21 protein-coding genes are annotated in these 23,839 nt (G+C 60.1%); 11 read left to right on the forward strand and 10 right to left on the reverse strand.

Annotation, left to right across the window (positions count from 1 at the left end):
* Nucleotides 1-6 precede the first annotated feature (6 nt).
* The gene (locus tag H043_RS30430) at nucleotides 7-183 is read left to right on the forward strand and encodes a hypothetical protein (protein ID WP_177325631.1); all 177 of its coding nucleotides are present in this window, start codon (nucleotides 7-9) and stop codon (nucleotides 181-183) included.
* On the opposite strand, the gene H043_RS0114850 is transcribed toward H043_RS30430, so the two are convergent.
* From H043_RS0114850 to H043_RS0114865, 4 genes are all read right to left on the reverse strand, one after another.
* Nucleotides 146-1,165 carry a lysylphosphatidylglycerol synthase transmembrane domain-containing protein gene (locus H043_RS0114850; RefSeq protein ID WP_027612516.1) on the reverse strand — a complete coding sequence of 340 codons (1,020 nt, stop codon included), beginning with the start codon at nucleotides 1,163-1,165 and terminating at the stop codon, nucleotides 146-148. The two genes, H043_RS30430 and H043_RS0114850, sit on opposite strands and share 38 nt — an antisense overlap.
* A complete protein-coding gene (locus tag H043_RS0114855) occupies nucleotides 1,162-1,938 on the reverse strand; it encodes a DUF2334 domain-containing protein (RefSeq protein WP_027612517.1) in 777 nt (258 codons plus the stop codon). The genes H043_RS0114850 and H043_RS0114855 overlap by 4 nt, the downstream gene beginning before the upstream one ends.
* Entirely contained in the window at nucleotides 1,931-3,022 is a 1,092-nt protein-coding gene (locus tag H043_RS0114860) for a glycosyltransferase family 1 protein (protein ID WP_177325632.1), read from the reverse strand. The genes H043_RS0114855 and H043_RS0114860 overlap by 8 nt, the downstream gene beginning before the upstream one ends.
* 488 nt (nucleotides 3,023-3,510) lie before the next feature.
* Entirely contained in the window at nucleotides 3,511-5,400 is a 1,890-nt protein-coding gene (locus H043_RS0114865; protein WP_027612519.1) for a methyl-accepting chemotaxis protein, read from the reverse strand.
* Between the two features lie 186 nt (nucleotides 5,401-5,586).
* Between H043_RS0114865 and H043_RS0114870 the strand changes: the two genes are divergently transcribed.
* The gene (locus tag H043_RS0114870; RefSeq protein WP_027612520.1) at nucleotides 5,587-7,074 is read left to right on the forward strand and encodes a helicase HerA-like domain-containing protein; all 1,488 of its coding nucleotides are present in this window, start codon (nucleotides 5,587-5,589) and stop codon (nucleotides 7,072-7,074) included.
* Nucleotides 7,075-7,182: 108 nt separating this feature from the next.
* Here H043_RS0114870 and H043_RS0114875 read toward each other — a convergent pair whose 3' ends face one another.
* A complete protein-coding gene (locus H043_RS0114875) occupies nucleotides 7,183-7,656 on the reverse strand; it encodes a DUF721 domain-containing protein (protein ID WP_027612521.1) in 474 nt (157 codons plus the stop codon).
* A 307-nt stretch (nucleotides 7,657-7,963) separates the two neighbouring features.
* Here H043_RS0114875 and secA point away from each other — a divergent pair, with 307 nt between their 5' ends.
* The 4 genes from secA (at nucleotide 7,964) to H043_RS0114895 (ending at nucleotide 13,793) form a co-directional block, all read left to right on the forward strand.
* Nucleotides 7,964-10,699 carry a preprotein translocase subunit SecA gene (gene secA, locus H043_RS0114880; protein ID WP_027612522.1) on the forward strand — a complete coding sequence of 912 codons (2,736 nt, stop codon included), beginning with the start codon at nucleotides 7,964-7,966 and terminating at the stop codon, nucleotides 10,697-10,699.
* 122 nt (nucleotides 10,700-10,821) lie between these two features.
* Nucleotides 10,822-12,039, forward strand: coding sequence for a bifunctional glutamate N-acetyltransferase/amino-acid acetyltransferase ArgJ (gene argJ / locus H043_RS0114885; RefSeq protein WP_027612523.1), 1,218 nt, complete (start codon nucleotides 10,822-10,824; stop codon nucleotides 12,037-12,039).
* Nucleotides 12,040-12,219: 180 nt separating this feature from the next.
* Nucleotides 12,220-12,852, forward strand: coding sequence for a glutathione S-transferase family protein (locus H043_RS0114890; RefSeq protein ID WP_027612524.1), 633 nt, complete (start codon nucleotides 12,220-12,222; stop codon nucleotides 12,850-12,852).
* Nucleotides 12,849-13,793 carry a Nudix family hydrolase gene (locus H043_RS0114895; protein WP_027612525.1) on the forward strand — a complete coding sequence of 315 codons (945 nt, stop codon included), beginning with the start codon at nucleotides 12,849-12,851 and terminating at the stop codon, nucleotides 13,791-13,793. Before H043_RS0114890 ends, H043_RS0114895 begins: the two co-directional genes overlap by 4 nt.
* A 123-nt stretch (nucleotides 13,794-13,916) precedes the next feature.
* Here the strand turns inward: H043_RS0114895 and H043_RS0114900 are convergent, their stop codons facing one another.
* Genes H043_RS0114900 through H043_RS0114910 form a run of 3 tightly spaced genes read right to left on the reverse strand, consistent with a single transcriptional unit; the run spans nucleotide 13,917 to nucleotide 17,504 of the window.
* The gene (locus H043_RS0114900; RefSeq protein ID WP_027612526.1) at nucleotides 13,917-14,501 is read right to left on the reverse strand and encodes a cob(I)yrinic acid a,c-diamide adenosyltransferase; all 585 of its coding nucleotides are present in this window, start codon (nucleotides 14,499-14,501) and stop codon (nucleotides 13,917-13,919) included.
* Nucleotides 14,502-14,504: 3 nt separating this feature from the next.
* The gene (locus H043_RS0114905; RefSeq protein WP_007962086.1) at nucleotides 14,505-16,541 is read right to left on the reverse strand and encodes a HAMP domain-containing sensor histidine kinase; all 2,037 of its coding nucleotides are present in this window, start codon (nucleotides 16,539-16,541) and stop codon (nucleotides 14,505-14,507) included.
* A gap of 45 nt (nucleotides 16,542-16,586) precedes the next feature.
* Nucleotides 16,587-17,504 carry a putative 2-dehydropantoate 2-reductase gene (locus tag H043_RS0114910; RefSeq protein WP_027612527.1) on the reverse strand — a complete coding sequence of 306 codons (918 nt, stop codon included), beginning with the start codon at nucleotides 17,502-17,504 and terminating at the stop codon, nucleotides 16,587-16,589.
* A gap of 140 nt (nucleotides 17,505-17,644) precedes the next feature.
* Between H043_RS0114910 and H043_RS0114915 the strand changes: the two genes are divergently transcribed.
* On the forward strand, nucleotides 17,645-18,130 hold the full coding sequence (locus tag H043_RS0114915; RefSeq protein ID WP_003227548.1) for a YajQ family cyclic di-GMP-binding protein: 486 nt from the start codon (nucleotides 17,645-17,647) through the stop codon (nucleotides 18,128-18,130).
* A gap of 150 nt (nucleotides 18,131-18,280) precedes the next feature.
* Nucleotides 18,281-19,123: a mechanosensitive ion channel family protein gene (locus H043_RS0114920; RefSeq protein WP_027612528.1), complete on the forward strand. Its 843-nt coding sequence runs from the start codon at nucleotides 18,281-18,283 to the stop codon at nucleotides 19,121-19,123.
* 244 nt (nucleotides 19,124-19,367) lie between these two features.
* Here the strand turns inward: H043_RS0114920 and H043_RS0114925 are convergent, their stop codons facing one another.
* On the reverse strand, nucleotides 19,368-20,726 hold the full coding sequence (locus H043_RS0114925) for an OprD family porin (RefSeq protein WP_027612529.1): 1,359 nt from the start codon (nucleotides 20,724-20,726) through the stop codon (nucleotides 19,368-19,370).
* Nucleotides 20,727-21,623: 897 nt separating this feature from the next.
* Between H043_RS0114925 and H043_RS0114930 the strand changes: the two genes are divergently transcribed.
* Together H043_RS0114930 and H043_RS0114935 are read left to right on the forward strand one after the other, a co-directional pair.
* Nucleotides 21,624-22,049: an HIT domain-containing protein gene (locus H043_RS0114930; protein WP_027612530.1), complete on the forward strand. Its 426-nt coding sequence runs from the start codon at nucleotides 21,624-21,626 to the stop codon at nucleotides 22,047-22,049.
* Between the two features lie 3 nt (nucleotides 22,050-22,052).
* Nucleotides 22,053-22,259, forward strand: a complete 207-nt coding sequence (locus H043_RS0114935; protein WP_007962092.1) for a SlyX family protein — start codon at nucleotides 22,053-22,055, stop codon at nucleotides 22,257-22,259.
* A gap of 72 nt (nucleotides 22,260-22,331) precedes the next feature.
* Here H043_RS0114935 and H043_RS30930 read toward each other — a convergent pair whose 3' ends face one another.
* A complete protein-coding gene (locus H043_RS30930; RefSeq protein ID WP_027612531.1) occupies nucleotides 22,332-22,934 on the reverse strand; it encodes a cold-shock protein in 603 nt (200 codons plus the stop codon).
* 310 nt (nucleotides 22,935-23,244) lie between these two features.
* On the opposite strand from H043_RS30930, the gene H043_RS0114945 reads away from it, so the two are divergent.
* Nucleotides 23,245-23,715 carry a Dps family protein gene (locus tag H043_RS0114945; protein WP_007912745.1) on the forward strand — a complete coding sequence of 157 codons (471 nt, stop codon included), beginning with the start codon at nucleotides 23,245-23,247 and terminating at the stop codon, nucleotides 23,713-23,715.
* Nucleotides 23,716-23,839: the final 124 nt, after the last annotated feature.

The raw sequence follows: 23,839 nt of genomic DNA on the forward strand, positions 1-23,839 counted from the left end.
CTGCCCGTGAGCGACCCATTGGACAAAGCCACTTCGAAAGCGCCCGCCACCGTGGGGGAGGGCTGTTTGAGCCGCTACGACCCGGATGACCTGAGCCCGGAAGACGGCACCGAGTTTCCCGGGGCCGCCGAGCTGTGGGAGCAGCTCAAGGAGCAGGCGGACGAACCTGAGAAGCCTGCCTGATCTTCAACAGCTTCTTGAGCAGCGGCCGCCCGAGCATCAATAGAAACACCGGGCCGCCCACCACCAGATAGAAATAGAACGTCACCACCCGCCAGATCAGAATCGCTGCCGCCGCAGTGGATTTGCCGACCATCGGCGCCAGCAGCGCCGCCGAGGTCAGCTCTGCGGCGCCCGCACCACCGGGCAACAGGCTCATTTGACCAGCCCCCAGCGATAGCATCTGCACCAGAAAACTCCAGGCCCACTGCAGATCCGCGCCCAGTCCGCGCAGGGCCAGATACAACACGCTGTAGCGTAGCAGCCAGTGCATGCAGGTCAGGGCGAACACCTTGACCAGGGTTTGCCACGGCAACTTGAGGGTGTCGATAAACGCGTCGAGAAAATGCAGCAGCTTGCGCGCCCAGCGCCGACGCGTGGCCGGTTGCACGTTGAGGCGGGCAAGCAGGCGTCCGCTCAGAAGGATCAGGCGGCGGTGGTAGCGCGCCAGCAGCACGCAACTGAACAGCCCACCGAACAGCGACACGGCGCTGACCATCAGCAACCACTCCAGGCGGTCACTGAGATGCTGAAACAACGCGTAAATCAGGATGCCGCTCAGGGCGCAGAGAAAGAACAGCAGATCGCTCAACTGATCCATGGCAAACACTGCGCTGCCACGGGCCGGGCGTACGCCGCAGCGCGCCAGCAACGCCATGATCGTCAGCGGTCCGCCACTGCCGCCGGGAGTGGCGCAGTAGGCGAACTCGGCGGCCATGACCACGCCGAGGCTTTTCAGCGGCGTTACCTGATCGCGCTGATCACCCAGCAGCAGGCGCAAACGCAGAGTGTTGATGCCCCAGCAAAGCAGAATCATGCCGAACATGATCAGTAGCCAGTGCAGGGGGAAATTTTGCAGGCGCGCACCGATCTCGCCGCCGCCGAGCAACACCGGGATCAGTACAGCAGCGAGCAGGCCGATCAACAACACAATGCCGCGACTCATGCAGCGCGCTCCATTCGCTCGCGTTGCTCGGTGAGCCAGTCGATTTTGGTCATGGGCGTGCGTCCTTCTGCCAGCAGCCGTTCAAGGGTTCGTAGCCAGTAATCACGCGCGAAGGCGTGGCGCATGTCTACCGGGTGCAAGCCTAGACGAATCACCGCGGCGTCGCGCCACTGCTGTTCGCGTTGCTCGCTGACGAGTTTTGACAGACCCCGGCGCCAGGCGCTGCGCGCACTCCACACCAGACCCGGGGCGTTGATGGCGGTGAAATCCGGTAATTGATAAAGATGTTGCGGGTCGCTGGTGTAGCTCAATGGTGTTTCGCGAAGGGCCTGGCGCGTGCCCTCGCTCATCAACCAGGCCGGGGCGACGAAGCCGTGCAACGGCCAGTCATTGCGCCGGAACAGTTCGATGCCGTCACGCAGGCGAGCCAGCGCAGCTTCGCGGGACAGGCGATAAAATTCCCCTTCGTGGGTGTAGATTCGGCGCATGAACCAGTCGCGGGGTGTGGCTGGCGCTGGCTCGCGGTCGTCATGGTAATAGCCGTGCAAGGCCAGTTCATCGCCACGGGCCAGCCGCTCGCCGAGCATTCGGCAAAACGCGGGATGATCCTCAAGCGCATCGTGGCCATGGAAATCCGGCACGACCAGCCAGGTCATCGGCACGCCGCCCATTGCGTCGACCGCCTCGACAAATGGCCGATAATCCGCCCACGTCGACGGTGCCACGTCGTGCAGCACCAGCAGCACTGCGCGGTCATTCAAGGAATCAGCCATTGGCCACCCTTGGCAGCGAGTGACCGAGCACCGCGTGATAGTGACCGAGCAAGCTGTCCACCACACTGTCCCAGGAATAACGCCGTTCAACGTGTTGTCGCGCCTGTTGGCCGAGTTTCACGCAGCCGCGACTGAACAGCTCGCGCACGGCATTGGCCATGGCTTGTGGGTTGTTCGGCGCACAGAGCAAGCCGCAGTCGTCGGTGACGATCTCTTCAAACGCCCCGGCCGCCACCGCGACCACCGGAATCCCGCAGGCCATGGCTTCGAGGATCACCAGGCCAAAGGTTTCCTGGTCACCGGCATGGATCAGGGCATCGGCGCTGGCCATCAACCGGGCCACGGTGGCGGCGGGACAGAACCCGTCGATCACGCTGACATTGTCCGGGACCACGGCCGGCATCGACGAGCCAACCAGCAGCAGCTGGTAGCGTGGGCCGAGGCGCTGCATGCATTTGAGCAGCACTGGCAGGTTCTTCTCTTTGGAACCGCGCCCGGCAAAGATCAGCAGACGAGTGTCTTCGGCAATTCCCAGTTCGGCGCGCAGGCCGTTGTCGCGGGCGTCAGGGTGAAAGGTTTGCAGATCCACGCCCAATGGCTGCACGAATACATTGCGCACTCCCAGACCAGTGAGCTTGTCGGCCATCACCTGGCTGGGCGCCAGCACTCGATCGAAGTTGCCATAGAGCTTGGTGACGTACGCCTCGACGTTCGGCGTGACCCAATGGCCCATGCGATTGCCGACCAGTAGCGGCAGGTCCGAGTGATAAAAGCCGATCACCGGCACGTCCAGTTGCCGTCGCGCATCCAGCGCCGCCCAGGCAGTCAGGTACGGGTCGCCGACTTCGATCAGATCCGGCTGCAAACCCTGCAGGACATTGCGCCACGGCGCGAGGCGCAGCGGGAAGCGATAGCCTTTGCCGAAGGGTAGGGCGGGTGCGGGCACGGTGTAGATACCGTCGTTTTCACCGAAATGTGCGCCGGGAATCAGCAGACTATGACGAATGCCCGTTTTGCCCCCCAACCGGCGATGCTTGGCATCCAGATAGGTGCGTACGCCGCCGCTGGCCGGGGCGTAGAACATGGTGATGTCGGCGATATGCACGGTGATCAACCCTCCGCTGCGTTGCACTCCCTTGGTTGACCTTTATCCAGAATAGATGTTCGGTCGGGATTGCGCGGTGGGAGTGTCAGGGAGGTGTTGTGGTGTTTGACAGGACGCCTTCGCGAGCAAGCCCGCTCCCACGGGGATCTGCAAACGACACAGATCCCATGTGGGAGAACATGAGGGGATGTCGGCGATCTGCGCGGTGGGAGTGTCAGGGAGGTGTTGTGGTGTTTGTCAGGATGCCTTCGCGAGCAAGCCCGCTCCCACAGGGATCTGCAGATGACACAGAGCCAATGTGGGAGAACAGGGGGGATGTCGGCGATCTGCGCGGTGGGAGTGTCAGGGAGGTGTTGCGGTGTTTGTCAGGATGCCTTCGCGAGCAAGCCCGCTCCCACAGGGATCTGCAAACGACACAGATCCCATGTGGGAGCGGGCTTGCTCGCGAAGAGGCCAGTAGCAGCGCCTTAGATGCGGAAACTGCCGACCAGCTGCTTCAGGCGCGAAGCCTGCTGCTCCAGATCCGAACAGGCGCGCAACGTCGCCTGCAGGTTCTCGACGCCTTCCTGGTTCAGCGTATTGATCTCGGTGATGTCGACGTTGATCGACTCGACCACCGCCGTCTGCTCCTCGGTCGCGGTCGCCACCGACTGGTTCATCCCGTCGATCTCGCCGATGCGCTGGGTCACGCTGTTGAGGCGTTCGCCGGCGAGGTTGGCGATTTCCACGCTGTCCTGGCTGTGGCGCTGGCTGTCGCTCATGGTGCTCACCGATTCACGGGCGCCGACCTGCAGCTCCTCGATCATGGTTTGCACCTGCTGCGCCGATTCCTGAGTGCGGTGCGCCAGATTGCGCACTTCGTCGGCGACCACGGCAAAACCGCGTCCGGCCTCACCGGCACGCGCCGCTTCGATGGCGGCATTGAGCGCCAGCAGATTGGTCTGCTGGGAGATGCTGGTGATCACTTCGAGGATCTGCCCGATGTTCACGGTTTTGCTGTTCAGCGACTCGATGTTGCTGCTGGAGGCGCTGAGCATGCTCGACAGTTGATTCATCGCCTTGATGCTGCGATCCACCACTTGCTGGCCGTCTTCGGCGAGGCCGCGGGCGTCACTGGCCTGGTTCGAGGCTTGCGCGGCGTTGCGGGCGATTTCCTGGGCGGCGGCGCCCAGTTGATTGATCGCCGCGGCGACGCTGCTGGTGCGCGAAGCCTGCTGGTCGGAGTTGTACATCGAGGAGTTGGACGCCGCGACCACGCGCAGCGCAACCTCGTTGACCTGGCCGGTGGCCGACGATACTTCGCGGATCGAGCCGTGAATACGCTCGACGAAACGGTTGAATGCGGTACCCAGCACGCCAAACTCATCGTTATTGACGATGGTCAGGCGCTTGGTCAGGTCACCCTCACCGTCGGCGATGTCTTCCATGGCGCGGGTCATGACGTGCAGCGGCTGGATCAGCAGGCGAATCAGCATGCCCAGCAACGCGATGATGATCACCACCGCAATCACCGTGGCAATCACCGCCGAGGTGCGGAACTCACTGAGCATCGAGAAGGCTTTGTCCTTGTCCACCGACAGCCCGATGTACCAGTTGACTGACGGCAGGCCTTTGATCGGCGCGAAGCTGACGATGCGGGTCTTGCCATCGACGGTGATTTCACTGAAGTCGCTGCTGATGCGCGGAGTGTCCTGCGGATAGGCTTCTTTCAGTGATTTCATCACCAGTGCCTTGTCCGGGTGCACCAGGATCTTGCCGTCGGCGCTGACCAGGAAGGCGTAGCCCATGCCGGAGAAGTCCCGGGCGGTGAGGGTGTCGACCAGGGTTTGCAGGCTCAGGTCACCGCCCACCACGCCAACGCTCTGACCGGCCTTTTTCGAGGCGGTGGCGATGGAGATGATCAACTGGCCGGTGGCGGCGTCGATGTACGGTTCGGTCAGGGTCGACGCGCTGCTGCTCTCGGCCCCTTTATACCAAGGGCGCACCCGAGGATCGAAACCGTCCGGCATCTTCACGTCCGGACGGATGGTGAAGTGACCGGTGGCATCGCCCAGGTAAGTGGCCATGAACGTCGAGGTCAGGGATTTCTGTTCCAGCAGGCTGGCGACGTTGGCCGGGTCCGGATTGATGGCAATATTCTGGGCGGCATTCTCGACCAGCAGAATGCGCCCGTTGAGCCAGGTCTGGATGTTATCGGCGGTGACTTCGCCCATCTCGTTGAGATAGTTGTTCAGGTCATCGCGGATCGCGTTGCGTTGCAGCCAGTCGTTGTACAGCGTGAACGAGGCGAAAGCGGCGATGACGATGAGGGCGGCGGCAAGCAAAATTTTATGGCTGAAGCGCAGGTTTTTGTTCATGGCTTGGGGTTCCGCTAAGGTCTTAATGTCCTGGGCGTGCTTTTATAAAGACGCGCAATATGGGCAAGGGTGAAACAAACTGATATTTCCGACTCTCCTTAGGGAAATGTCCGACCGACTTTTCAGTCAGGTTCTCGCCCTTATCTATCGGCCACAGCGGATTAAAGATTAACCATAGGTGACAAAATGCCTGACACATCGCAACTCGTTATCGGCGCCGATCTGGCGGGGCAACCGATTGCTCAGGCCATGCGCCTGGCTAACCGCCACGGGCTGATCGCCGGTGCGACCGGGACCGGCAAGACCGTGACTTTGCAACGCCTTGCCGAAGCATTCAGTGACGCCGGGGTCGCGGTGTTCGCCGCCGACATCAAGGGCGACCTGTGCGGCCTGGGCGCCGCCGGCAATCCGCAGGGCAAAGTCGCCGAGCGCATCGCCGGGATGCCCTGGCTCGACCACAAACCGCAGGCTTATCCGGTGACGCTGTGGGATATTCACGGGGAGTCCGGTCATCCGTTGCGCACGACTTTGAGTGAAATGGGCCCGCTGCTGATCGGCAGCCTGCTGGAGCTGACCGACAGCCAGCAGTCGGCGCTGTACGCGGCGTTTAAAGTGGCCGACCGCGAAGGCCTGTTGCTGCTGGATCTGAAAGACCTCAAGGCGCTGCTCAATCACCTCAAGGACAACCCGCAACTGTTGGGCGAAGACGCCGCGCTGATGACCACCGGTTCCAGCCAGGCACTGTTGCGTCGGCTGGCGACCCTGGAGCAGCAGGGCGCTGAAGCCTTGTTCGGCGAACCGGCGCTGCAACTGGAAGACATTCTGCAACCGGCCGCCGATGGTCGTGGGCGGATTCATTTGCTCGATGCCAGCCGTCTGGTGCATGAGGCACCGAAGGTCTACGCGACGTTCCTGCTGTGGCTGCTGGCCGAGCTGTTCGAGCAATTGCCGGAGCGCGGCGATGCCGACAAACCGCTGCTGGCGCTGTTCTTCGATGAAGCGCATTTGTTGTTCGGCGATACGCCCAAGGCGTTGCAGGAGCGTCTGGAACAGGTGGTGCGGCTGATCCGCTCGAAAGGTGTCGGCGTGTATTTCGTCACCCAGTCGCCGGGCGACCTGCCGGATGACGTGCTCGCGCAACTTGGCCTGCGGATTCAGCACGGCTTGCGTGCGTTCACTGCCAAGGAACAGAAATCCCTGCGAGCGGTAGCCGATGGCTTCCGGCCGAATCCGGCGTTCGACACCTTGTCGGTACTGACCGAGCTGGGCATCGGTGAAGCACTGGTCGGGACGTTGCAGGAAAAAGGCACGCCGGAGACGGTCCAGCGGGTGCTGGTGGCGCCGCCACAGTCGCGGATCGGACCGTTGAGCGAAACCGAACGCACGATGCTGATCGCCGGGTCGCCGTTCAAGGGCCGATATGACAAACCGATCGATCGTGAGTCGGCATATGAAATCCTGATGGGCCGCAAGGATCTGGCGCCGGAGGCGGATGCGCCAGCGGGTAAGCCGGCAGCCGAAGAGCCGAGCCTGGCTGATCGTGCCGGAGAGTTTCTGGGCACGGCGGCGGGGCAGGCGTTGAAGTCAGCCATGCGTCAGGCGGCCAATAATCTGGGTAAACAACTGGTGCGCGGCTTGATGGGGTCGTTGCTCGGTGGCAGCAAACGGCGTTGATCCAAACTGTGGGAGCGGGCTTGCTCGCGAAAACGGTCTGCCAGTCAACAATAATGTTGACTGAAAGGACGCCTTCGCGAGCAAGCCCGCTCTCACATCGGATAAGTGTCAGTTTTTTGAATTGATATCAGGTTTTGTCTTTGCGTGCGCCGCCAGACGCTCAAGCGCCGCGCGCAGTCCCGGATCGCTGATCCCGTCCGCCGTGGACTGAATGGTCGCCGCCGCATTGCTCGACAGGTCCATCGTGTGCCCGACAGCCCCAGGCTGGACGATCGGTGGTCGCACGCTGAATTTGATTCGCGTCAGGTTGGCGAACTCTTCGAACAGCTGCAATTGCCGTTGCAGGCGTTTTTGCTGGTAGCGCAGGCGTGTCGCCCAATGGCCGTCGGTGACCACCAGCGACAGTTCGCCTTCACGCCACTTGGCCACATGACAATGTGCGCGGGCGGCAGGTTGCAGCTGGCTTTCAAGCAGGCGTTGCAGATGAGCGAGGCGTTGGGCATGACCAAGAATGGCTTTGAGCGGCTTGGCTTCGCGTAGCAGAACGGCGGGCGCTCTGGCTGTAAGGGGGCGAAATGCCATGATCGAACACCTGAAGTAACAGAAGCGCCATGTTAGCAGAAAGCAACGGAACCACTCGCCCATTGCTTTTGTCCCTGCTTTACCCATTAAATCAACAACTAACTTCTTGCCTTGATGGGTTGAAGTTGAGCAAAACGCCCTTATTTTAAGTGAGCCCCGTCAAAGCGCAGTGCCAGCATCGTGGAATATCGCCACTTTCCTCACCACCGTTTCCGGGTAGAATGCTCGTTCGCATGCGGCCATGAGGGCTGCACGGGCGACTCACGGGGCCGCCCTCCATCCCTTTAGTGTGGAAGATCCTGCCGATATGTTTGCGCCTTTGTTAAAGAAACTTTTTGGAAGCAAGAACGAGCGTGAAGTCAAACGCATGCTCAAGACGGTGCAGCTCGTCAATGCCTTCGAAGAGCAAATGGTGGCCCTTTCGGACGATCAATTGCGCGCCAAGACCAATGAGTTCAAGGCCCGTATCGCCAAAGGGGAATCCCTCGACAAGCTGTTGCCTGAAGCCTTCGCGGTCGCCCGTGAAGCCGGCAAGCGCGTCATGGGCATGCGCCACTTCGACGTCCAGTTGATCGGCGGCATGACCCTGCATGAAGGCATGATTGCCGAAATGCGTACCGGTGAGGGTAAAACCCTCGTAGCGACCCTGGGCGTTTACCTCAACGCGCTGTCCGGCAAGGGCGTGCACGTTGTAACCGTGAACGACTACCTGGCCCGCCGTGACGCCAACTGGATGCGCCCGCTGTATGAATTCCTCGGCCTGACCGTCGGCGTCGTGACGCCGTTCCAGCCGCCGGAAGAGAAGCGCGCCGCCTACGCTGCCGACATCACCTACGGTACCAACAACGAATTCGGGTTCGACTACCTGCGCGACAACATGGCGTTCAGCATGGAAGAGAAATTCCAGCGCGAACTCAATTTTGCCGTGATCGACGAAGTCGACTCCATCCTCATCGACGAAGCCCGTACCCCGCTGATCATTTCCGGTCAGGCCGAGGACAGTTCCAAGCTGTACATGGAGATCAACAAACTGATCCCGCAGCTGGAACTGCACGTCGAAGAAGTCGAAGGCCAGGTCACCAAGGCCGGTCACTACACCATCGACGAGAAGACCCGTCAGGTCGAACTCAACGAAGCCGGTCACCAGTACATCGAAGAAATGCTCACCGGCGTCGGCTTGCTGGCCGAAGGCGAGAGCCTTTACTCGGCGCATAACCTGGGCCTGCTGACCCACGTCTACTCGGGTCTGCGTGCGCACAAGCTGTTCCACCGCAACGTCGAATACATCGTGCAGGACGGTCAGGTCGTACTGGTCGACGAACACACCGGTCGTACCATGCCGGGTCGTCGTCTGTCCGAAGGCCTGCACCAGGCCATCGAAGCCAAGGAAGGTCTGAACATTCAGGCCGAGAGCCAGACCCTGGCTTCGACCACGTTCCAGAACTACTTCCGTCTGTACACCAAGCTGTCCGGCATGACCGGTACCGCCGACACCGAAGCGTTCGAATTCCACCAGATCTATGGCTTGCAGGTCATGGTGATTCCGCCGAACAAGCCGTTGGCGCGTAAAGATTTCAACGACCTGGTGTTCCTGACCGCCGAAGAGAAATACGCGGCGATCATCAATGACATCAAGGAAGGCATGGCCCAGGGCCGTCCGATCCTGGTGGGCACCGCGACCATCGAAACTTCCGAGCATGTGTCCAACCTGCTCAACAAGGAAGGCATCGAACACAAGGTGCTGAACGCCAAGTTCCACGAAAAAGAAGCCGAGATCATCGCGCAAGCCGGTCGTCCGGGCGCCCTGACCATCGCCACCAACATGGCCGGTCGTGGTACCGACATCCTGCTGGGCGGTAACTGGGAAGTGGAAGTCGCGGCGCTGGAAAACCCGAGCCCCGAGCAGATCGCCCAGATCAAGGCCGACTGGCAGAAGCGTCATCAGCAGGTGCTGGAGTCCGGCGGTCTGCAGGTGATCGCCTCCGAGCGTCACGAATCCCGTCGTATCGACAACCAGTTGCGTGGCCGTGCCGGCCGTCAGGGCGATGCCGGTTCCAGCCGCTTCTACCTGTCGCTGGAAGACAGCCTGATGCGCATCTTCGCCTCCGATCGGGTGAAAAACTTCATGAAAGCCCTGGGCATGCAGCCGGGCGAAGCGATCGAGCACCGCATGGTGACCAACGCGATCGAGAAGGCGCAGCGCAAGGTGGAAGGTCGCAACTTCGACATCCGTAAACAACTGCTCGAGTTCGACGACGTCAACAACGAACAGCGTAAAGTGATCTATCACATGCGTAACACGTTGCTGGCCGCCGACAACATCGGTGAAACCATCGCCGATTTCCGTCAGGACGTGCTCAACGCCACCGTCAGCGCGCACATTCCACCGCAATCGCTGCCAGAGCAGTGGGACGTGGCCGGTCTGGAAGCGTCGATTGCCAGCGACTTCGGGGTGAAACTGCCGATCCAGCAATGGCTCGACGAAGACGATCACCTGTACGAAGAGACGCTGCGCGAGAAGCTGATGGTCGAGCTGATGGCAGCGTACAACGAGAAAGAAGATCAGGCCGGTGCGGAAGCACTGCGTTCGTTCGAGAAACAAATCGTTCTGCGCGTGCTGGACGACCTGTGGAAAGATCACCTGTCGACCATGGATCACCTGCGTCACGGCATCCACCTGCGTGGCTACGCCCAGAAGAACCCGAAGCAGGAATACAAGCGCGAGTCGTTCACGCTGTTCTCCGAGCTGCTGGATTCGATCAAGCGCGACTCGATTCGTGTGCTGTCGCACGTTCAGGTGCGCCGCGAAGATCCGGAAGCCGAAGAGCAACGCCTGCGTGAGGAAGCCGAAGCACTGGCCGCGCGCATGCAGTTCGAACACGCCGAGGCCCCTGGTCTGGAGCAGCCGGAAGTATTGGGTGAAGAGGTCGATGTCGCCCTCGCCACCGCGCCGGTGCGCAACGAGCAGAAGCTGGGTCGCAACGAACTGTGCTACTGCGGTTCGGGCAAGAAATTCAAGCATTGCCACGGGCAGATCCAGTAACCCCCGTTTCAATCGCTGAAATACCCGCGCCGCGACCGGCTCCTGCCGTCGCGGCGTTTTGCCATTTACACCACCGCCATCCCTGTGAGCGGTGCTGACATCATTGAGTAAGGAGCGCATTCATGGCTGTTGGTCTTGGTCCTTTGCCAACGTTGCACCCGGTTGCCGGTTTTGAACTCGGTATTGCCTCGGCCGGCATCAAGCGCCCTGGGCGCAAGGATGTGGTAGTGATGCGCTGCGCCGAAGGTTCGACCGTGGCCGGTGTGTTCACGTTGAACGCCTTTTGCGCCGCGCCGGTGATCCTGGCGAAAAAACGCGTGCACAACGACGTGCGTTATCTGCTGACCAACACCGGCAACGCAAACGCCGGTACCGGTGAGCCGGGTCTGGCGGCTGCCGAGCGCACCACCGCCAAACTGGCCGAGCTGACCGGTGTCGATGCCAGCCAGATCCTGCCGTACTCCACCGGCGTGATCGGTGAGCCGCTGCCGGTCGAGAAAATCGAAGGCGCACTGCAAGCGGCGCTGGATGATCTGTCGGAAAACAACTGGGAAGCTGCCGCCACTGGCATCATGACCACCGACACCCTGCCCAAGGGTGCCAGCCGCCAGTTCGAGCATGATGGCGTGACCATTACCGTCACCGGCATCAGCAAAGGTGCAGGCATGATTCGCCCGAACATGGCGACCATGCTCGGCTACATCGCCACTGACGCCAAAGTCTCCCGCGACGTACTGCACAACCTGATGCTCGACGGTGCGAACAAGTCGTTCAACCGCATCACCATCGACGGCGACACTTCGACCAACGACTGCTGCATGCTGATTGCCACCGGCAAGGCTGCGCTGCCGGAAATCAACCGTGCCGAAGGCGAGCTGTTCAACAAGCTGAAGCAGGCAGTGTTCGAAGTGTGCATGGACGTGGCTCAGGCCATCGTGCGTGACGGCGAAGGCGCGACCAAGTTCGTCACTGTTGAAGTCAACGGCGGCGGCAATCATCAGGAATGCCTGGACGTCGGTTATACCGTGGCCCACTCGCCGCTGATCAAGACCGCGCTGTTCGCCTCCGACCCGAACTGGGGCCGTATTCTCGCCGCTGTCGGCCGTGCCGGCGTGCCGGATCTGGACGTGAGCAAGATCGACGTGTTCCTCGGCGACGTGTGCATCGCCAGCCGTGGCGCGCGCGCAAGCACCTACACTGAGGCACAGGGTTCGGCGGTGATGCAGCAGGAAGAGATCACCATCCGCATCGAACTGGGTCGCGGTGATTGCAGCGAAACCATCTGGACCACCGACCTGTCGCATGAATACGTGAAGATCAACGCCGAGTACCGCACCTGATCCAAAGGGTGAGGGTGGGCTGCCGGCCTCTTCGCGGGCAAGCCCGCTCCCACAGGGCTCTGTGGTGTACACGAGATTTGTGCACGACCGAAACTACTGTGGGAGCGGGCTTGCCCGCGAAAGCGTCGGTCCAGTCACTCTAAGTCTTGAAGCTTTCCACTGACGAAAAGGCGCCACACCATGTCCCTGCACCTGATCATCGGCGACAAACTGCTTTCCTCCTGGTCCCTGCGCGCCGCTCTGGCGCTGGAGCTGACCGGCGCTCCCTACAGCGAAGAACTGATCAAGCTCGGCAAGCCCGACACCCGCGAGAAGCTGCTCAAGCATTCGCCGACTGCCAAGGTGCCATTGCTGCAAACTTCTCGCGGCACCATCGCCGACTCTCTGGCGATCGCCGAATACCTGGCCGAGCAGTTCCCGTCCGAACAGCTCTGGCCAACCGACCTGTTCGCCCGTGCCCAGGCGCGATCCGCCTGCGCGCAGATGCACAGCGGCTTTTTCGCCATGCGCAATCACATGCCGTTCAACCTGAGCCACGACGCACCGCTCAACCCGGTGCCGCCGGAAGTGAAGGTCGATATCGAGCGCATGCTCGCGCTGTGGGCCGAATGCCGCGCTGCCGCCACTGAGCCTGGGCCGTATCTGTTTGGCCGGGTGAGCCTGGCTGACGCGTTCTTCGCCCCGATTGCCGTGCGCCTGCGGACTTACCAGGTGCAGTTGCCGGCGGTTGATCAGGCCTATGTTGAAACCGTCTACCAATGGCCCGCCTTCAAGGCGTGGCAAGAGGCTGGACTGGAGGAGTTGAATCCGTGAAACGCGTACACGTCGCGGCTGCCGTCATTCGTGACGACAGCGGCAAAATCCTCATCGCCCGTCGTGCCGATACCCAGCATCAGGGCGGCTTGTGGGAATTTCCCGGCGGCAAGGTCGAGGCTGACGAATCGGTCGAAAGCGCCTTGGCGCGCGAGCTGCACGAAGAGCTGGGCATTGTCGTTGGCGCCGCTCGTCCACTGATCAAGGTCCGCCATGATTACCCCGACAAGCAGGTATTGCTGGATGTCTGGGAAGTGTCGAGCTTCAGCGGTGAACCACACGGTGCCGAAGGTCAGCCACTGGCCTGGGTGACCGCCAAGGATCTGCTGAACTACGAGTTCCCGGCGGCCAATCAGCCGATCGTGGCCGCGGCGCGCCTGCCCGGCGAATACCTGATCACCCCGGACGATCTGGAAGCCCCGGCCCTGCTGCGCGGCATTCAGAAGGCAATTGCCGGCGGGATCAAACTGATTCAGCTGCGCGCACCGAACGGCTATGACCCCAAATACCGCGATCTGGCGGTGGATGCAGCCGGTCTGTGTGCCGGCAAGGCGCAGTTGATGATCAAGGGGCCGTTCGAATGGCTCGGCGATTTCCCGTCGGCCGGTTGGCACATCACCGCCGCGCAACTGCGCAAATACGCCGCAGCAGGGCGGCCGCTGCCAACTGAGCGCTGGTTGGCCGCTTCGTGCCATAACGCCGAAGAGCTGGCGCTGGCTGAGCAGATGGGCGTGGATTTCGTCACCTTGTCGCCGGTTCAACCAACCTTGACCCATCCGGATGCGCAGCCGTTGGGCTGGGAGCAGGCTTCGACGTTGATCGAGGGCTTCAGCAAACCGGTGTTCTTGCTCGGCGGGGTTGGCCCGGCGGAGCGCGAGAAAGCGTGGGGCGTTGGGGCTCAGGGTGTGGCGGGGATTCGGGCGTTCTGGCCAGAAGCTTGATTATGTTGTGAGGCTGATGGCCTCTTCGCGAGCAAGCCCGCTCCCACATTTGACTGCATTCCAACTGGATGAATGCAATCAAATGTGGGAGCGGGCTTGCTCGCGAAGGCGTCCATACAGGCGCTAGATATCTGAAGGCTTCGCAGCAGGCTGCCACAAAATCTCCGCAATCCCCTGCCGCCGCGCAATCAACCTTGCGGCCACGAACAACAGATCCGACAGCCGATTGATATACGCCAAACCAACCCCGGCCAATGGCTCAATTGCATTCAAATGCTGACAACGGCGCTCGGCACTGCGCGCCAGGCTGCGGCAAACATGGGCCTGGGCGATCAGCATCGACCCACCGGGCAGAATGAAATTCTCCAGCGGCCCCAATTCCTCGTTCCATACATCAATCGCCGCTTCCAGGCGCTCGATTTCTGCCGTGTTCAGCGCCTGATACTCCGGCATCGCCAGCTCACCGCCAAGATCAAACAGACGATGCTGACAAGGCGCGAGCACGTCGATCAGTTCATTCAATCCCGGGAATGCCTCACGTTCGGCGATCAACCCGGCCAGCAGCACACCGACCTGACTGTTCAGCGTGTCGACTTCGCCAATCGCTTCGATCCGCGGGTGATCCTTGGGGACGCGGCGGCCATCGCCCAGGCCGGTTTCGCCGGTGTCGCCGGTGCGGGTGTAGATCTTCGACAAGCGAAAGCCCATGGGTTACCTCGGTAGTTGATTGGTTTCGGCGGCGATGGCCGCCGGTTGGGTCAGTGGCAGGCGCAACGTGAAGCAGGTGCCCTGGCCCGGCGCGGATTGCACTTCCATCTGCCCTTTGTGGTTGTTGGTGATGATGAAGTACGACACCGACAGCCCCAGCCCTGTGCCCTGGCCGATTTCCTTGGTGGTGAAGAACGGCTCGAAGGTGCGTTTGCGCACGTTTTCGCTCATGCCGATGCCGTTGTCCTCGACCTGAATCTCGGCCCATGGCGGGTTCAGTTTGGTGCGCAAAATGATCCGCCCCGGTTCGCTGTCGTCTTCGCGCTGGTGAATGGCTTGCGCGGCGTTTTTCAGCAGGTTGAGCAGCACTTGTTCCAGTTCGTTGGCGGTGCCCGGCACCGGGCCGAGCGCCGGGTCGAACTGGCGGATGATCGCCTGGCCCTTGAAGTCGAAACCGATCGCCAGATCGAAGTCGTTGCCAGCAATTTCCACCGCCTGATCGATCAACGCCGGCAGATCGCACGGGGCCATTTGCCGGGTGCTGCGGCGGCTGAAACTGAGCATGTGCGTGACGATTTTTGCCGCGCGGGCGCCGGCCTGCTGGATGCCGTCGAGCAATTTCGGTACTTCGCGGCTTTGCAGGTAACGGTTGACCGTGTCCAGTTCGATGCCGAGCTGTTCGGCGGTTTCGAGGTTCTTCGGCAGATCCGCCGACAGCCGCCGGCGAATGTTCTGCACGTTGTGCAGGATCGCGCCGAGCGGGTTGTTGATCTCATGGGCCATGCCGGCGGCGAGGCCGCCGACCGAGAGCATTTTTTCCGACTGCACCATCATTTCTTCCAGCGACAGGCGCTGGGTGATGTCGTCGATACGGATCACCACACCGCGCCCGGCGCCGCCCATCAGCGGATAAAAGGTCAGGGCGTAGTGCTTGGGTTCGTCATCCTTGAACCAGGTCACCCGTTCGATCTTCGCCACGGTGTGTTCTTCGACCGTTTGCTTCAGTTGTGGCAGAAACGGCTTGAGCGGTTCGAAGGCGAGGAAGATCGGCTGGTTCAGCGCTTCATCCAGACGCGTGCCGGAGAGGGCGCTGGCCTCCTGGTTCCACTGGGTCACGTAGAGTTGCTCGTCCAGAGCAATCAGCGCCGAGGGCATGGAGTCGATGATGCTGTTGAGGTAGTTCTGGAATCCGGTGAGCTTCTTCTCGATCTTGCTCCGAACCTGGACTTCCAGCTCCAGTTTTCGGTTGGTGTGGCGGGTTTCTTCGGCCAGGCCCTGGGCCTGATCGTAGGCGGCCTGCGAGTCATCGCGGGCCCGCTTGAGTTGCTGCTCGCGGGCTTCGATGCGCGAGAGCATGGTATTGAACGCCTCGGCGAGGCTGCCGATTTCATCGTGGTTGCCGCGTGAGGCGCGCAGGGCATAGTTCTCTTCGCGAGTGACCTGACGCGAGAGCTCCTCCAGCTCATGGATCGGGCGGGTGATCAGGCGTTTGATCTGCCGCGCAATCACCAGCCACAGCAGCACACTGAAAATCAGGATGCCGAGACTGGCAGTCAGGGTGCCGGTGTAGAACGCCATCGGCAGTTCACTGCTGGCGACCAGCAGCAAGTGCCCGGGCGCGGTGCCGGGGCGGGGCAGGGTGATCAACTGATTGCTGCGAAACTCGGTGAGCTGCCAGGCTTCGACGTGTCGATAGCGTTCCGGCAGATTGAGCTTGTCGCCACGCTGCACCTGGGCGATGCGGTCACCCTTGCCGTCATACAACGCGGCGGCGCGCAGTGGCGAATAGCTGTCGAGTTCCTTGAGCAGGCGTTCGGCGCTCTGGGGCGACTCGAGGGCTTGTGCGACCAGGCTCGGGTTGGAGATCAGCCGGCCGATGGTCTGCAAAGCTTGCGGCGCCATGCTTTCCTGGGAGATGTAATAGGCGGCGCTGATAAAGGTCAGGTTGGCGACCAGCAGGACGGTGGTCAACAACACCAGCAGGGCGGCCAGCAGTTTCTGGCCGACCGGCAGGTTTTCAAGGCGCTGGCGCAATGGCATCAGGTTTATCGCAGCAAAGGAACAAGTGGCCAGCGTAGCCGCTGCTCAGTCGCTGGGCAATCCAAGGCTGCGCAGATGGCTGACCAGACGTTGCTGCAACTGAGTGAGGTGCGGCAGGTTCAGTTGATGACGGCTGGCGACTTTGCAGGCGTGGCCCAGCAGATAGCTGATTTCGGTGCGGCGCTGGTTGGCCACGTCCTGATACATCGACGAGTAGTTGGCCGCTGTGGCGTGGATCACTCGCTCGACTTCCTGTTGCAGATTGACTGCGGCTGCCGGTTGACCGCAACGCTCCAGCAATTCGGCCAGCTCGCTGCACAGCGTGGCGACTTCGCATTGATGCTGCTCCAGCCCGCCGTTACGGCAATCATGGAGCACGGTCAGCGGATTGATCGCGCAATTGAGCGCCAGTTTGCGCCACAGCCGGGTGAGGATGTCGGTGCTCCACTCGTGGGGGATTTTTGCTGCGTCCAGATCGTCCAGCCAGATTGGCGCTACCGGATGGCTGGCATCGCCCAGCCAGGTGAAACCGTGGCCGGCAAACACCACGCGCCAGTCGCCATCGCGGAACGCGCCTTCGGTGCTGGAGGCGCTGATGCAGCGTGCCTGCGGAACCACCGCTGCGACCGCGTCCTGACTGCCGAGGCCGTTTTGCAGCAGGATCAGCTCGGCATCTGCGCTCAGGCGCGGGGCGAGGCGGGCGACGGCGCTTTCGGCGTCATAGGCTTTGCAGGCGACCAGCAGGCGGCGGATCGGCTCCGGGTCGTCCGCCGTTTGCGCAGGGACGGCATAGGTCGTGGCTGCGCCGTGTTCGACCAGCGTCAGGCCGCCGGCCGCCTGATAACTGCGCAAACGCTCGGCATCACGCACGATCAGCCGCACCGGCAGCCCGGCCCGCGCCAGACGCGTGGCCCACAGAGTGCCGAGGCTGCCGGCGCCGAGAACGTGCCAGGGGGTGGACATCAGTTTTTCACTCGGTAAGGTACTGGCATGCAAGGCTCGCCGTATCGGTGGGAAAAGACCCGTTATAATGAGCCGGATTTTAACCGCAAGCCAAGCGCGCTCCATCCTGATCGAGCGCGCCTTTTTATTGGAGAGATTACATGCCGTCGTTCGACGTGGTATCCGAACTGGACAAACACGAGCTGACCAACGCGGTCGAGAACGCCGTGAAGGAACTCGATCGTCGCTATGACCTGAAAGGCAAAGGCAGCTTCGAGTTCAAGGAAAAGGACCTGACCGTCAATCTGACCGCTGAAGCCGGGTTCCAGCTGGAAGCGATGATCGAGATCCTGAAGCTGGCCCTGACCAAGCGCAAGATCGATGTGCAGTGCCTTGAAGTCAAAGACGCTTACGCCTCGGGCAAGCTGATGAAGCAGGACGCGATCCTCAAGGAAGGCATCGACAAGGAGCTGGCGAAGAAAATCGTCGCTCACATCAAGGACGCCAAGCTCAAGGTGCAGGCCGCCATTCAGGGCGAGCAGGTGCGGGTGACCGGCAAGAAGCGCGATGACCTGCAGGAAGCCATCGCGGCTCTGCGCGCCAAGGAATTCGGCATGCCACTGCAGTTCAACAACTTCCGCGACTAAGTCCGGTCAGATGGCTGTGGGAGCGGGCTTGCTCGCGAAAGCGCTGTGTCAGGCAACTCATTGTTGAATGACACAGCGCTTTCGCGAGCAAGCCCGCTCCCACTTTTTATATGTGTACAGCCCGGGTAGCCGGAAATCAGGAGATGGAAGATGGATTTGAATGCTGAGGTAGACAACCTGGTCAAGGCGTCCCAGGCGTGGATTCCGATGATCATGGAATACGGCAGCCGCGTGCTGCTGGCGGTGATTACCCTGGCCATTGGCTGGTGGCTGATCAACAAGGTCACGCAAAAACTCGGCGGTCTGCTGGCCCTGCGCAATGCCGACCTGGCGCTGCAAGGCTTCATCAGCAGCCTGGCGAACATCATCCTCAAGGTGCTGCTGATTGTCAGCGTCGCCTCGATGATCGGCGTGGAAACCACCTCGTTCGTGGCCGCGATCGGTGCGGCCGGTCTGGCGATCGGTCTGGCGTTGCAGGGTAGCCTGGCGAATTTCGCCGGCGGCGTGTTGATTCTGCTGTTCCGTCCGTTCCGTATCGGTGACTGGATCGAAGCGCAAGGTGTGGCGGGTACGGTCGACAGCATCCAGATTTTCCACACCGTGCTGCGTACCGGTGACAACAAGACCATCATCGTCCCGAACGGCAATCTGTCGAACGGCATCATCACCAACACCAACCGTCAACCAACCCGCAAAGTGGTGTTTGACGTGGGTGTGGATTACGAAGCTGATCTGCAAAAGGCCCGTCAGGTGCTGCTGGATCTGGCCAAGGATGAGCGCGTATTGCAGGACCCTGCGCCACAAGCGGTCATTTCGACGTTGGGTGACAGTTCGATCACTGTTTCCCTGCGTGTGTGGGTTAAAACTGCAGACTATTGGGACGTGATGTTCATGTTTAACGAACAGTCCCGTGACCGTTTGAAAACTGCCGGTATTGATATTCCGTTTCCACAGCGGGTTATTCGAGTAGTTCAGGAATCGGCTGTTCAGTAATACCACTGATACTTGGCCTTGCGGTCAGTTAATGAGTGGACTAACCCAAGAGCTGTCCGCACTCTTGGGTTTTTTATGTCTGATCTAGATGTTCGTTGGCTAATAAGTAGCTAGCTACTATTGTTTGTACGGTCAGAAACAGGAAGGCAGGGCAAACTTGATTCATAAAAAAACCGCTCACCTGAGTCAGGTGAGCGGTTCTTGTTAGAGCAAAGCTCTACAGTACGTCAGCTGCATATCCCGATTAGAGGATGTTCAGTGGGTACTCGACGATCAGACGGGTGTCGTTGTTGTCAGACGCGTAGCCGCTGTACGCGCCGTTCGAACGGTACATGGCGTAACGCAGACGGAACGACAGATCCTTGGCTGGACCTTCCTGGATCACGTACTTGGACTCGGCGTTCCACTCGTTTTCTTTACCTTCACCCAGACCGTTGGTCTTGATGTTGTCACCCTTCACGTAACGGGTCATGAAGCTCAGGCCAGGAACGCCATAAGTCTTCATGTTCAGGTCGTAACGAGCTTGCCAGGAGCGTTCTTCACGGCCCACGAAGTCGGAGATCTGAATGGAGTTGGCAACGAAGATGGTGCTGTTGCCGTCAACGCCATAGTAGTAGGCATTGTCGCCGCTGGAGCGCTGGTGAGCGATGGTGAACTTGTGCGCGCCGAGGCTGTAGGCTGCTGCCAGGGACCACAGTTTGTTGTCTACGCCACGGGTGTCGTTGTCAGGGGTTTCGTCGCCAATGGCGCTGACCAGGTTTCCACGCTTCTCGCCTTCGGTTTTATAACCGTTGAAGTCGAAGTTCAGCGACTGGTCTTCGGCGATAGGCAGGGTGTAGTTCAGATTGATGTATTGCTTCTTGAAGTACTGGTCGGCATCCGAAGCGGCAAATGCACCGGTGAAGTTGTCGGTGAAAGCATAGCTGGCGCCGAAGATGTTGATGCTGGTCAGGCCCTTGCCACCGTTGCCGTTCTCATCAGGCAGACCGCCGATGCTGTCGCGGCCCATGCCGGTTTGCTTGCTCAGGGCGGTGAAGCGACCTGCGCTCAGTTCCAGGCCTTTGATCTCTTTGGAAGTGATCAAGGTACCGGTAGCCACTTCTGGCAACAGACGGCTGTCGTCAGTGGCGAAGACCGGGCTGGCAACGAATTGCTGACCGTATTTCAGCACAGTGTCGGAAACGCGGAATTTGACAGCGCCGCCGATCTTGCCTTGGGATTTCTCTTCGTTGCCGTCGCTATCAATCGCGAACAGGCCGTTACCACGACGACCCGAGCCACCGTCCAGCTTGACCGAACCCATGGCCATGGCGTCGAGACCGAAACCTACGGTGCCTTGAGTGAAGCCCGATTCGTAGGTCAGCAGTTGGCTGACACCGGTGTCCTGGCGATAGCCGCTTTCAAAACCCGGGGTGCCGTCTTTCTTTGCAACGTTACCGGCACCATTTTTGTAATCGCGGTTCATGTATTCCATACGAGTCTTCAGTTTCAGACTCTGGTCTTCCAGGAACCCTTTGGCGTCATCCTGCGAAGATGCCATTGCGAACTGCGAGGTGCCTGCTGCAACAGCCAGGGCGATCATGCTCCACTTCATCACGCGCATCGTGATTTGCTCCTTTGGTTTTTAGAAGAGTACTGCCGTCCCACCTGTTTTATTATCTGGGCGGCTCTTTCTTTTTGTGTCGGCGCAAACTTATATCACGCCGACAATGTTGGCGATACTTGCTAATCCAACCTTTCACCTTCTTTACGACGCTGTCGCAGATGGCTTTGTAGATGTCGCAAATTCACAGTACCGATGCAATCGGATCGACAACTTTCTCGCTGTTTTTCTAGCCTTTTGCATCGCTAAAAAAGAGTCCCTGGCAAAACACTTGAATCTCCATCGGGCAACCCTGCCACTGTTTTTGTTGGGCCTAAGGCTCCCACTTCCCGTGGTGCGCTTATAGTCCATATGGGTACGAATGCAACAAGCGTGCACAAACTGCTTTCTCTATGCGGTTATTTTTCTGAACACTCGTCACTCGCTGTAAAAACCTCATAAATACTGGGCCTCAAGCCCTTCTTTATCAGGGCTTGACGCCATCCCTCGCTTGGTGTTGTCGAGCAGGTTCGTGCGCGCGACAACGAAAAACGTTACCGGTTCACCCCGCCGGTGAGTATTCGGCGGATGCCCGACGCACTGAGCGTAGACGCGCTGTGCGGTTTTGGTGCAAAAATTTTTCCAGTTGTTCCGGATTCATACAGTTTGAGCGGGAGCAGGGGATGAACGCTTTGGGCTTTTCTGGTCATTTCATTGTGCTGCACCGCGCAGTCGGTTCCGTCATGGTGCGTGCCGCCCGAAAATGTCGCATGCAGGAGCGTTGAGCAATGTCTGTCCTGGCACGCTCATCGTGAAGCCCGGCGCATTCGCAGGTATGCTGCCTGCCTGTCGCTTGGCGTCATGTCTGTCTGGATGGCCGCTAAGCTGAATTGTGTAGATCAGCCGGGAGTGCACGCAGTGTTTGCTTTAGATTCACGACTTCAACAGGACACCCTGACCATCGGCGATTTCCCGCTCTGCCGGCTGCTGCTGTCCAACGATGCCAATTACCCGTGGTTCATCCTGGTGCCTCGTCGCGACGATATCAGCGAGTTGTTTCAGTTGGATGTCGCCGACCAGCAGCAGTTGTGGCAGGAAACCACGGCGCTGGCCGAGTTGCTCAAGGACTTGTTCGATGCCGACAAGCTGAACGTCGCGACGCTGGGCAACGTTGTCAGCCAGTTGCATATGCATGTGATCGTGCGCAAGCGTGACGATGCGGCATGGCCGGCGCCGGTCTGGGGCAAACACCCGGCCAAACCCTACAGCGCCGAGCAGGTCGCGAGCATTCGTGAGCGGCTGCGTCTGGTGCTGACCGAACACTTCACGTTTCTGGAGGGTTGAACCATGAACCTTGAAGAACGCGTCACCGATCTGGAAAGCCGTCTGGCTTTTCAGGATGACACCATTCAGGCGTTGAACGACGAACTGGTGGCGCAGCAGCGGGTGATCGAGCGCCTGCAGTTGCAAATGGCGGCGTTGCTCAAGCGTCAGGAGGAGATGGTCGGGCAGTTCGATTCTTTCGAGGAAGAGGCGCCACCACCGCATTACTGATGCCAACACCTTTATGCAGGCGTAAAAAAACCGCGAGCAGCCTGGCTGTTCGCGGTTTTTTATTGCCTTGGATCAGCGACGCGGCAGGGCGGCGATCACATCCTCGGCTTGCAGGCCTTTATCCCGGTTCATCACCGAGAACTCCACGCGCTGGCCTTCGACCAGTACGCGGTGGCCTTCGCCACGGATTGCACGAAAGTGCACGAAAATATCATCGCCGGAATCCCGGGAGATAAAGCCGAAGCCTTTGGAGGTGTTGAACCACTTGACGGTACCGGTATCGCGGTTGCTCATGTCATAGGTAGTCGGTGCGGCGGCCGGTGAAGACTTGTAGAAGCTGATGGCCAGATGCAGGACCACGGCAACCAGAGCGATCACCAGGCTGAACAACACCGCCGGTTGACCGGCGATGACTGGCATCGGTGCGATCAGGGTCAGGGTTTGCAGGACGACAGTCAGCACGAGAAGAGCGCTGACCAGATTTTGCAGATGCTGGCGCGGGCCTTTGTTCCAGTAAGGAATCACTGGAGCGATGACCAGATTCAGCAGGCCGAAAAAGGCCAGGTAAAGTGCATCGGGTTGTTGCAGGTAAGGAACGGCTTCGGATTTCAAGCTAGGTATGAACGACAGCAGCAAGGCCGCTGCGCCCATTAGCAGGTGGACGATTTTCAACATTTTGATTGGCTCACGTTATGACGGCTCACAAGGAAGAGCTGAAGGCGCACGGTTCGCTTCGGAACAATAAAGAGGCGTTGGACACGTGCCCGGCATCAGCCTATGCGCGACACCCCCGAAAAATGGGGCGTAGCGACACACTGCCTATTTAACAGCAAAGCCTGCAGCTACTCAAATTACCCCGGCCAGCGGCACGTGCCCGGTCGATTTGTCGCATGGCGAGTGAAGATTGTCGGCTGCGAGGTGGCGGCTGCCTTGCTAGAGTGGGTCTGCACCTGTTGGATGAATTCAATCGCCTTAGGGGGTAAACATGGCAATCGATATCGGTATCAGTGAAGAAGATCGCAAGTCCATCGTCGAGGGGCTGTCGCGGCTGCTGTCGGACACCTACGTGCTGTATCTGAAAACCCATAACTTCCACTGGAACGTCACAGGTCCCATGTTCAGGACCCTGCATCTGATGTTCGAAGAGCAATACAACGAGCTGGCGCTGGCGGTGGATCTGATCGCCGAGCGTATCCGCGCTCTGGGTTTTCCTGCGCCGGGTGCCTACGCGACTTACGCGCGTCTCTCCTCTATTAAAGAAGAAGTCGGGGTGCCAAGTGCCGAGGACATGATCAAGCAGTTGGTCGACGGCCAGGAAGCGGTCACTCGCACCGCTCGCGGCATCTTCCCGCTGTTGGACAAGGTCAGCGACGAGCCGACGGCCGACTTGCTGACCCAGCGCATGCAGGTGCATGAGAAGACCGCGTGGATGTTGCGCGCGTTGCTCGAGGCCTGATAGTCCGGTGCGCGGACGTCCGCAGGGTGTGGATGTCCGCATACTGTTTCAAATCTTACTGAAGATGTCGGCTTATCCTACGCTGCTGGGCAACTAGTCATCTGGCGCTGACTTTGCGTCTGCG

The sequence above is a fragment of the Pseudomonas sp. URIL14HWK12:I6 genome (genome assembly GCF_000514195.1).
In the GTDB taxonomy this organism is placed as follows: domain Bacteria; phylum Pseudomonadota; class Gammaproteobacteria; order Pseudomonadales; family Pseudomonadaceae; genus Aquipseudomonas; species Aquipseudomonas putida_A.

What these genes read in the sequence shown, in the direction of transcription:
- H043_RS0114850 (WP_027612516.1), bottom strand. Translation starts at nt 1,165, where the DNA reads ATGAGTCGCGGCATTGTGTTGTTGATCGGCCTGCTCGCTGCTGTACTG.
- H043_RS0114855 (WP_027612517.1), bottom strand. Translation starts at nt 1,938, where the DNA reads ATGGCTGATTCCTTGAATGACCGCGCAGTGCTGCTGGTGCTGCACGAC.
- H043_RS0114860 (WP_177325632.1), bottom strand. Translation starts at nt 3,022, where the DNA reads ATGTTCTACGCCCCGGCCAGCGGCGGCGTACGCACCTATCTGGATGCC.
- H043_RS0114865 (WP_027612519.1), bottom strand. Translation starts at nt 5,400, where the DNA reads ATGAACAAAAACCTGCGCTTCAGCCATAAAATTTTGCTTGCCGCCGCC.
- H043_RS0114870 (WP_027612520.1), top strand. Translation starts at nt 5,587, where the DNA reads ATGCCTGACACATCGCAACTCGTTATCGGCGCCGATCTGGCGGGGCAA.
- H043_RS0114875 (WP_027612521.1), bottom strand. Translation starts at nt 7,656, where the DNA reads ATGGCATTTCGCCCCCTTACAGCCAGAGCGCCCGCCGTTCTGCTACGC.
- secA (WP_027612522.1), top strand. Translation starts at nt 7,964, where the DNA reads ATGTTTGCGCCTTTGTTAAAGAAACTTTTTGGAAGCAAGAACGAGCGT.
- argJ (WP_027612523.1), top strand. Translation starts at nt 10,822, where the DNA reads ATGGCTGTTGGTCTTGGTCCTTTGCCAACGTTGCACCCGGTTGCCGGT.
- H043_RS0114890 (WP_027612524.1), top strand. Translation starts at nt 12,220, where the DNA reads ATGTCCCTGCACCTGATCATCGGCGACAAACTGCTTTCCTCCTGGTCC.
- H043_RS0114900 (WP_027612526.1), bottom strand. Translation starts at nt 14,501, where the DNA reads ATGGGCTTTCGCTTGTCGAAGATCTACACCCGCACCGGCGACACCGGC.
- H043_RS0114905 (WP_007962086.1), bottom strand. Translation starts at nt 16,541, where the DNA reads ATGCCATTGCGCCAGCGCCTTGAAAACCTGCCGGTCGGCCAGAAACTG.
- H043_RS0114910 (WP_027612527.1), bottom strand. Translation starts at nt 17,504, where the DNA reads ATGTCCACCCCCTGGCACGTTCTCGGCGCCGGCAGCCTCGGCACTCTG.
- H043_RS0114915 (WP_003227548.1), top strand. Translation starts at nt 17,645, where the DNA reads ATGCCGTCGTTCGACGTGGTATCCGAACTGGACAAACACGAGCTGACC.
- H043_RS0114920 (WP_027612528.1), top strand. Translation starts at nt 18,281, where the DNA reads ATGGATTTGAATGCTGAGGTAGACAACCTGGTCAAGGCGTCCCAGGCG.
- H043_RS0114925 (WP_027612529.1), bottom strand. Translation starts at nt 20,726, where the DNA reads ATGCGCGTGATGAAGTGGAGCATGATCGCCCTGGCTGTTGCAGCAGGC.
- H043_RS0114935 (WP_007962092.1), top strand. Translation starts at nt 22,053, where the DNA reads ATGAACCTTGAAGAACGCGTCACCGATCTGGAAAGCCGTCTGGCTTTT.
- H043_RS30930 (WP_027612531.1), bottom strand. Translation starts at nt 22,934, where the DNA reads ATGTTGAAAATCGTCCACCTGCTAATGGGCGCAGCGGCCTTGCTGCTG.
- H043_RS0114945 (WP_007912745.1), top strand. Translation starts at nt 23,245, where the DNA reads ATGGCAATCGATATCGGTATCAGTGAAGAAGATCGCAAGTCCATCGTC.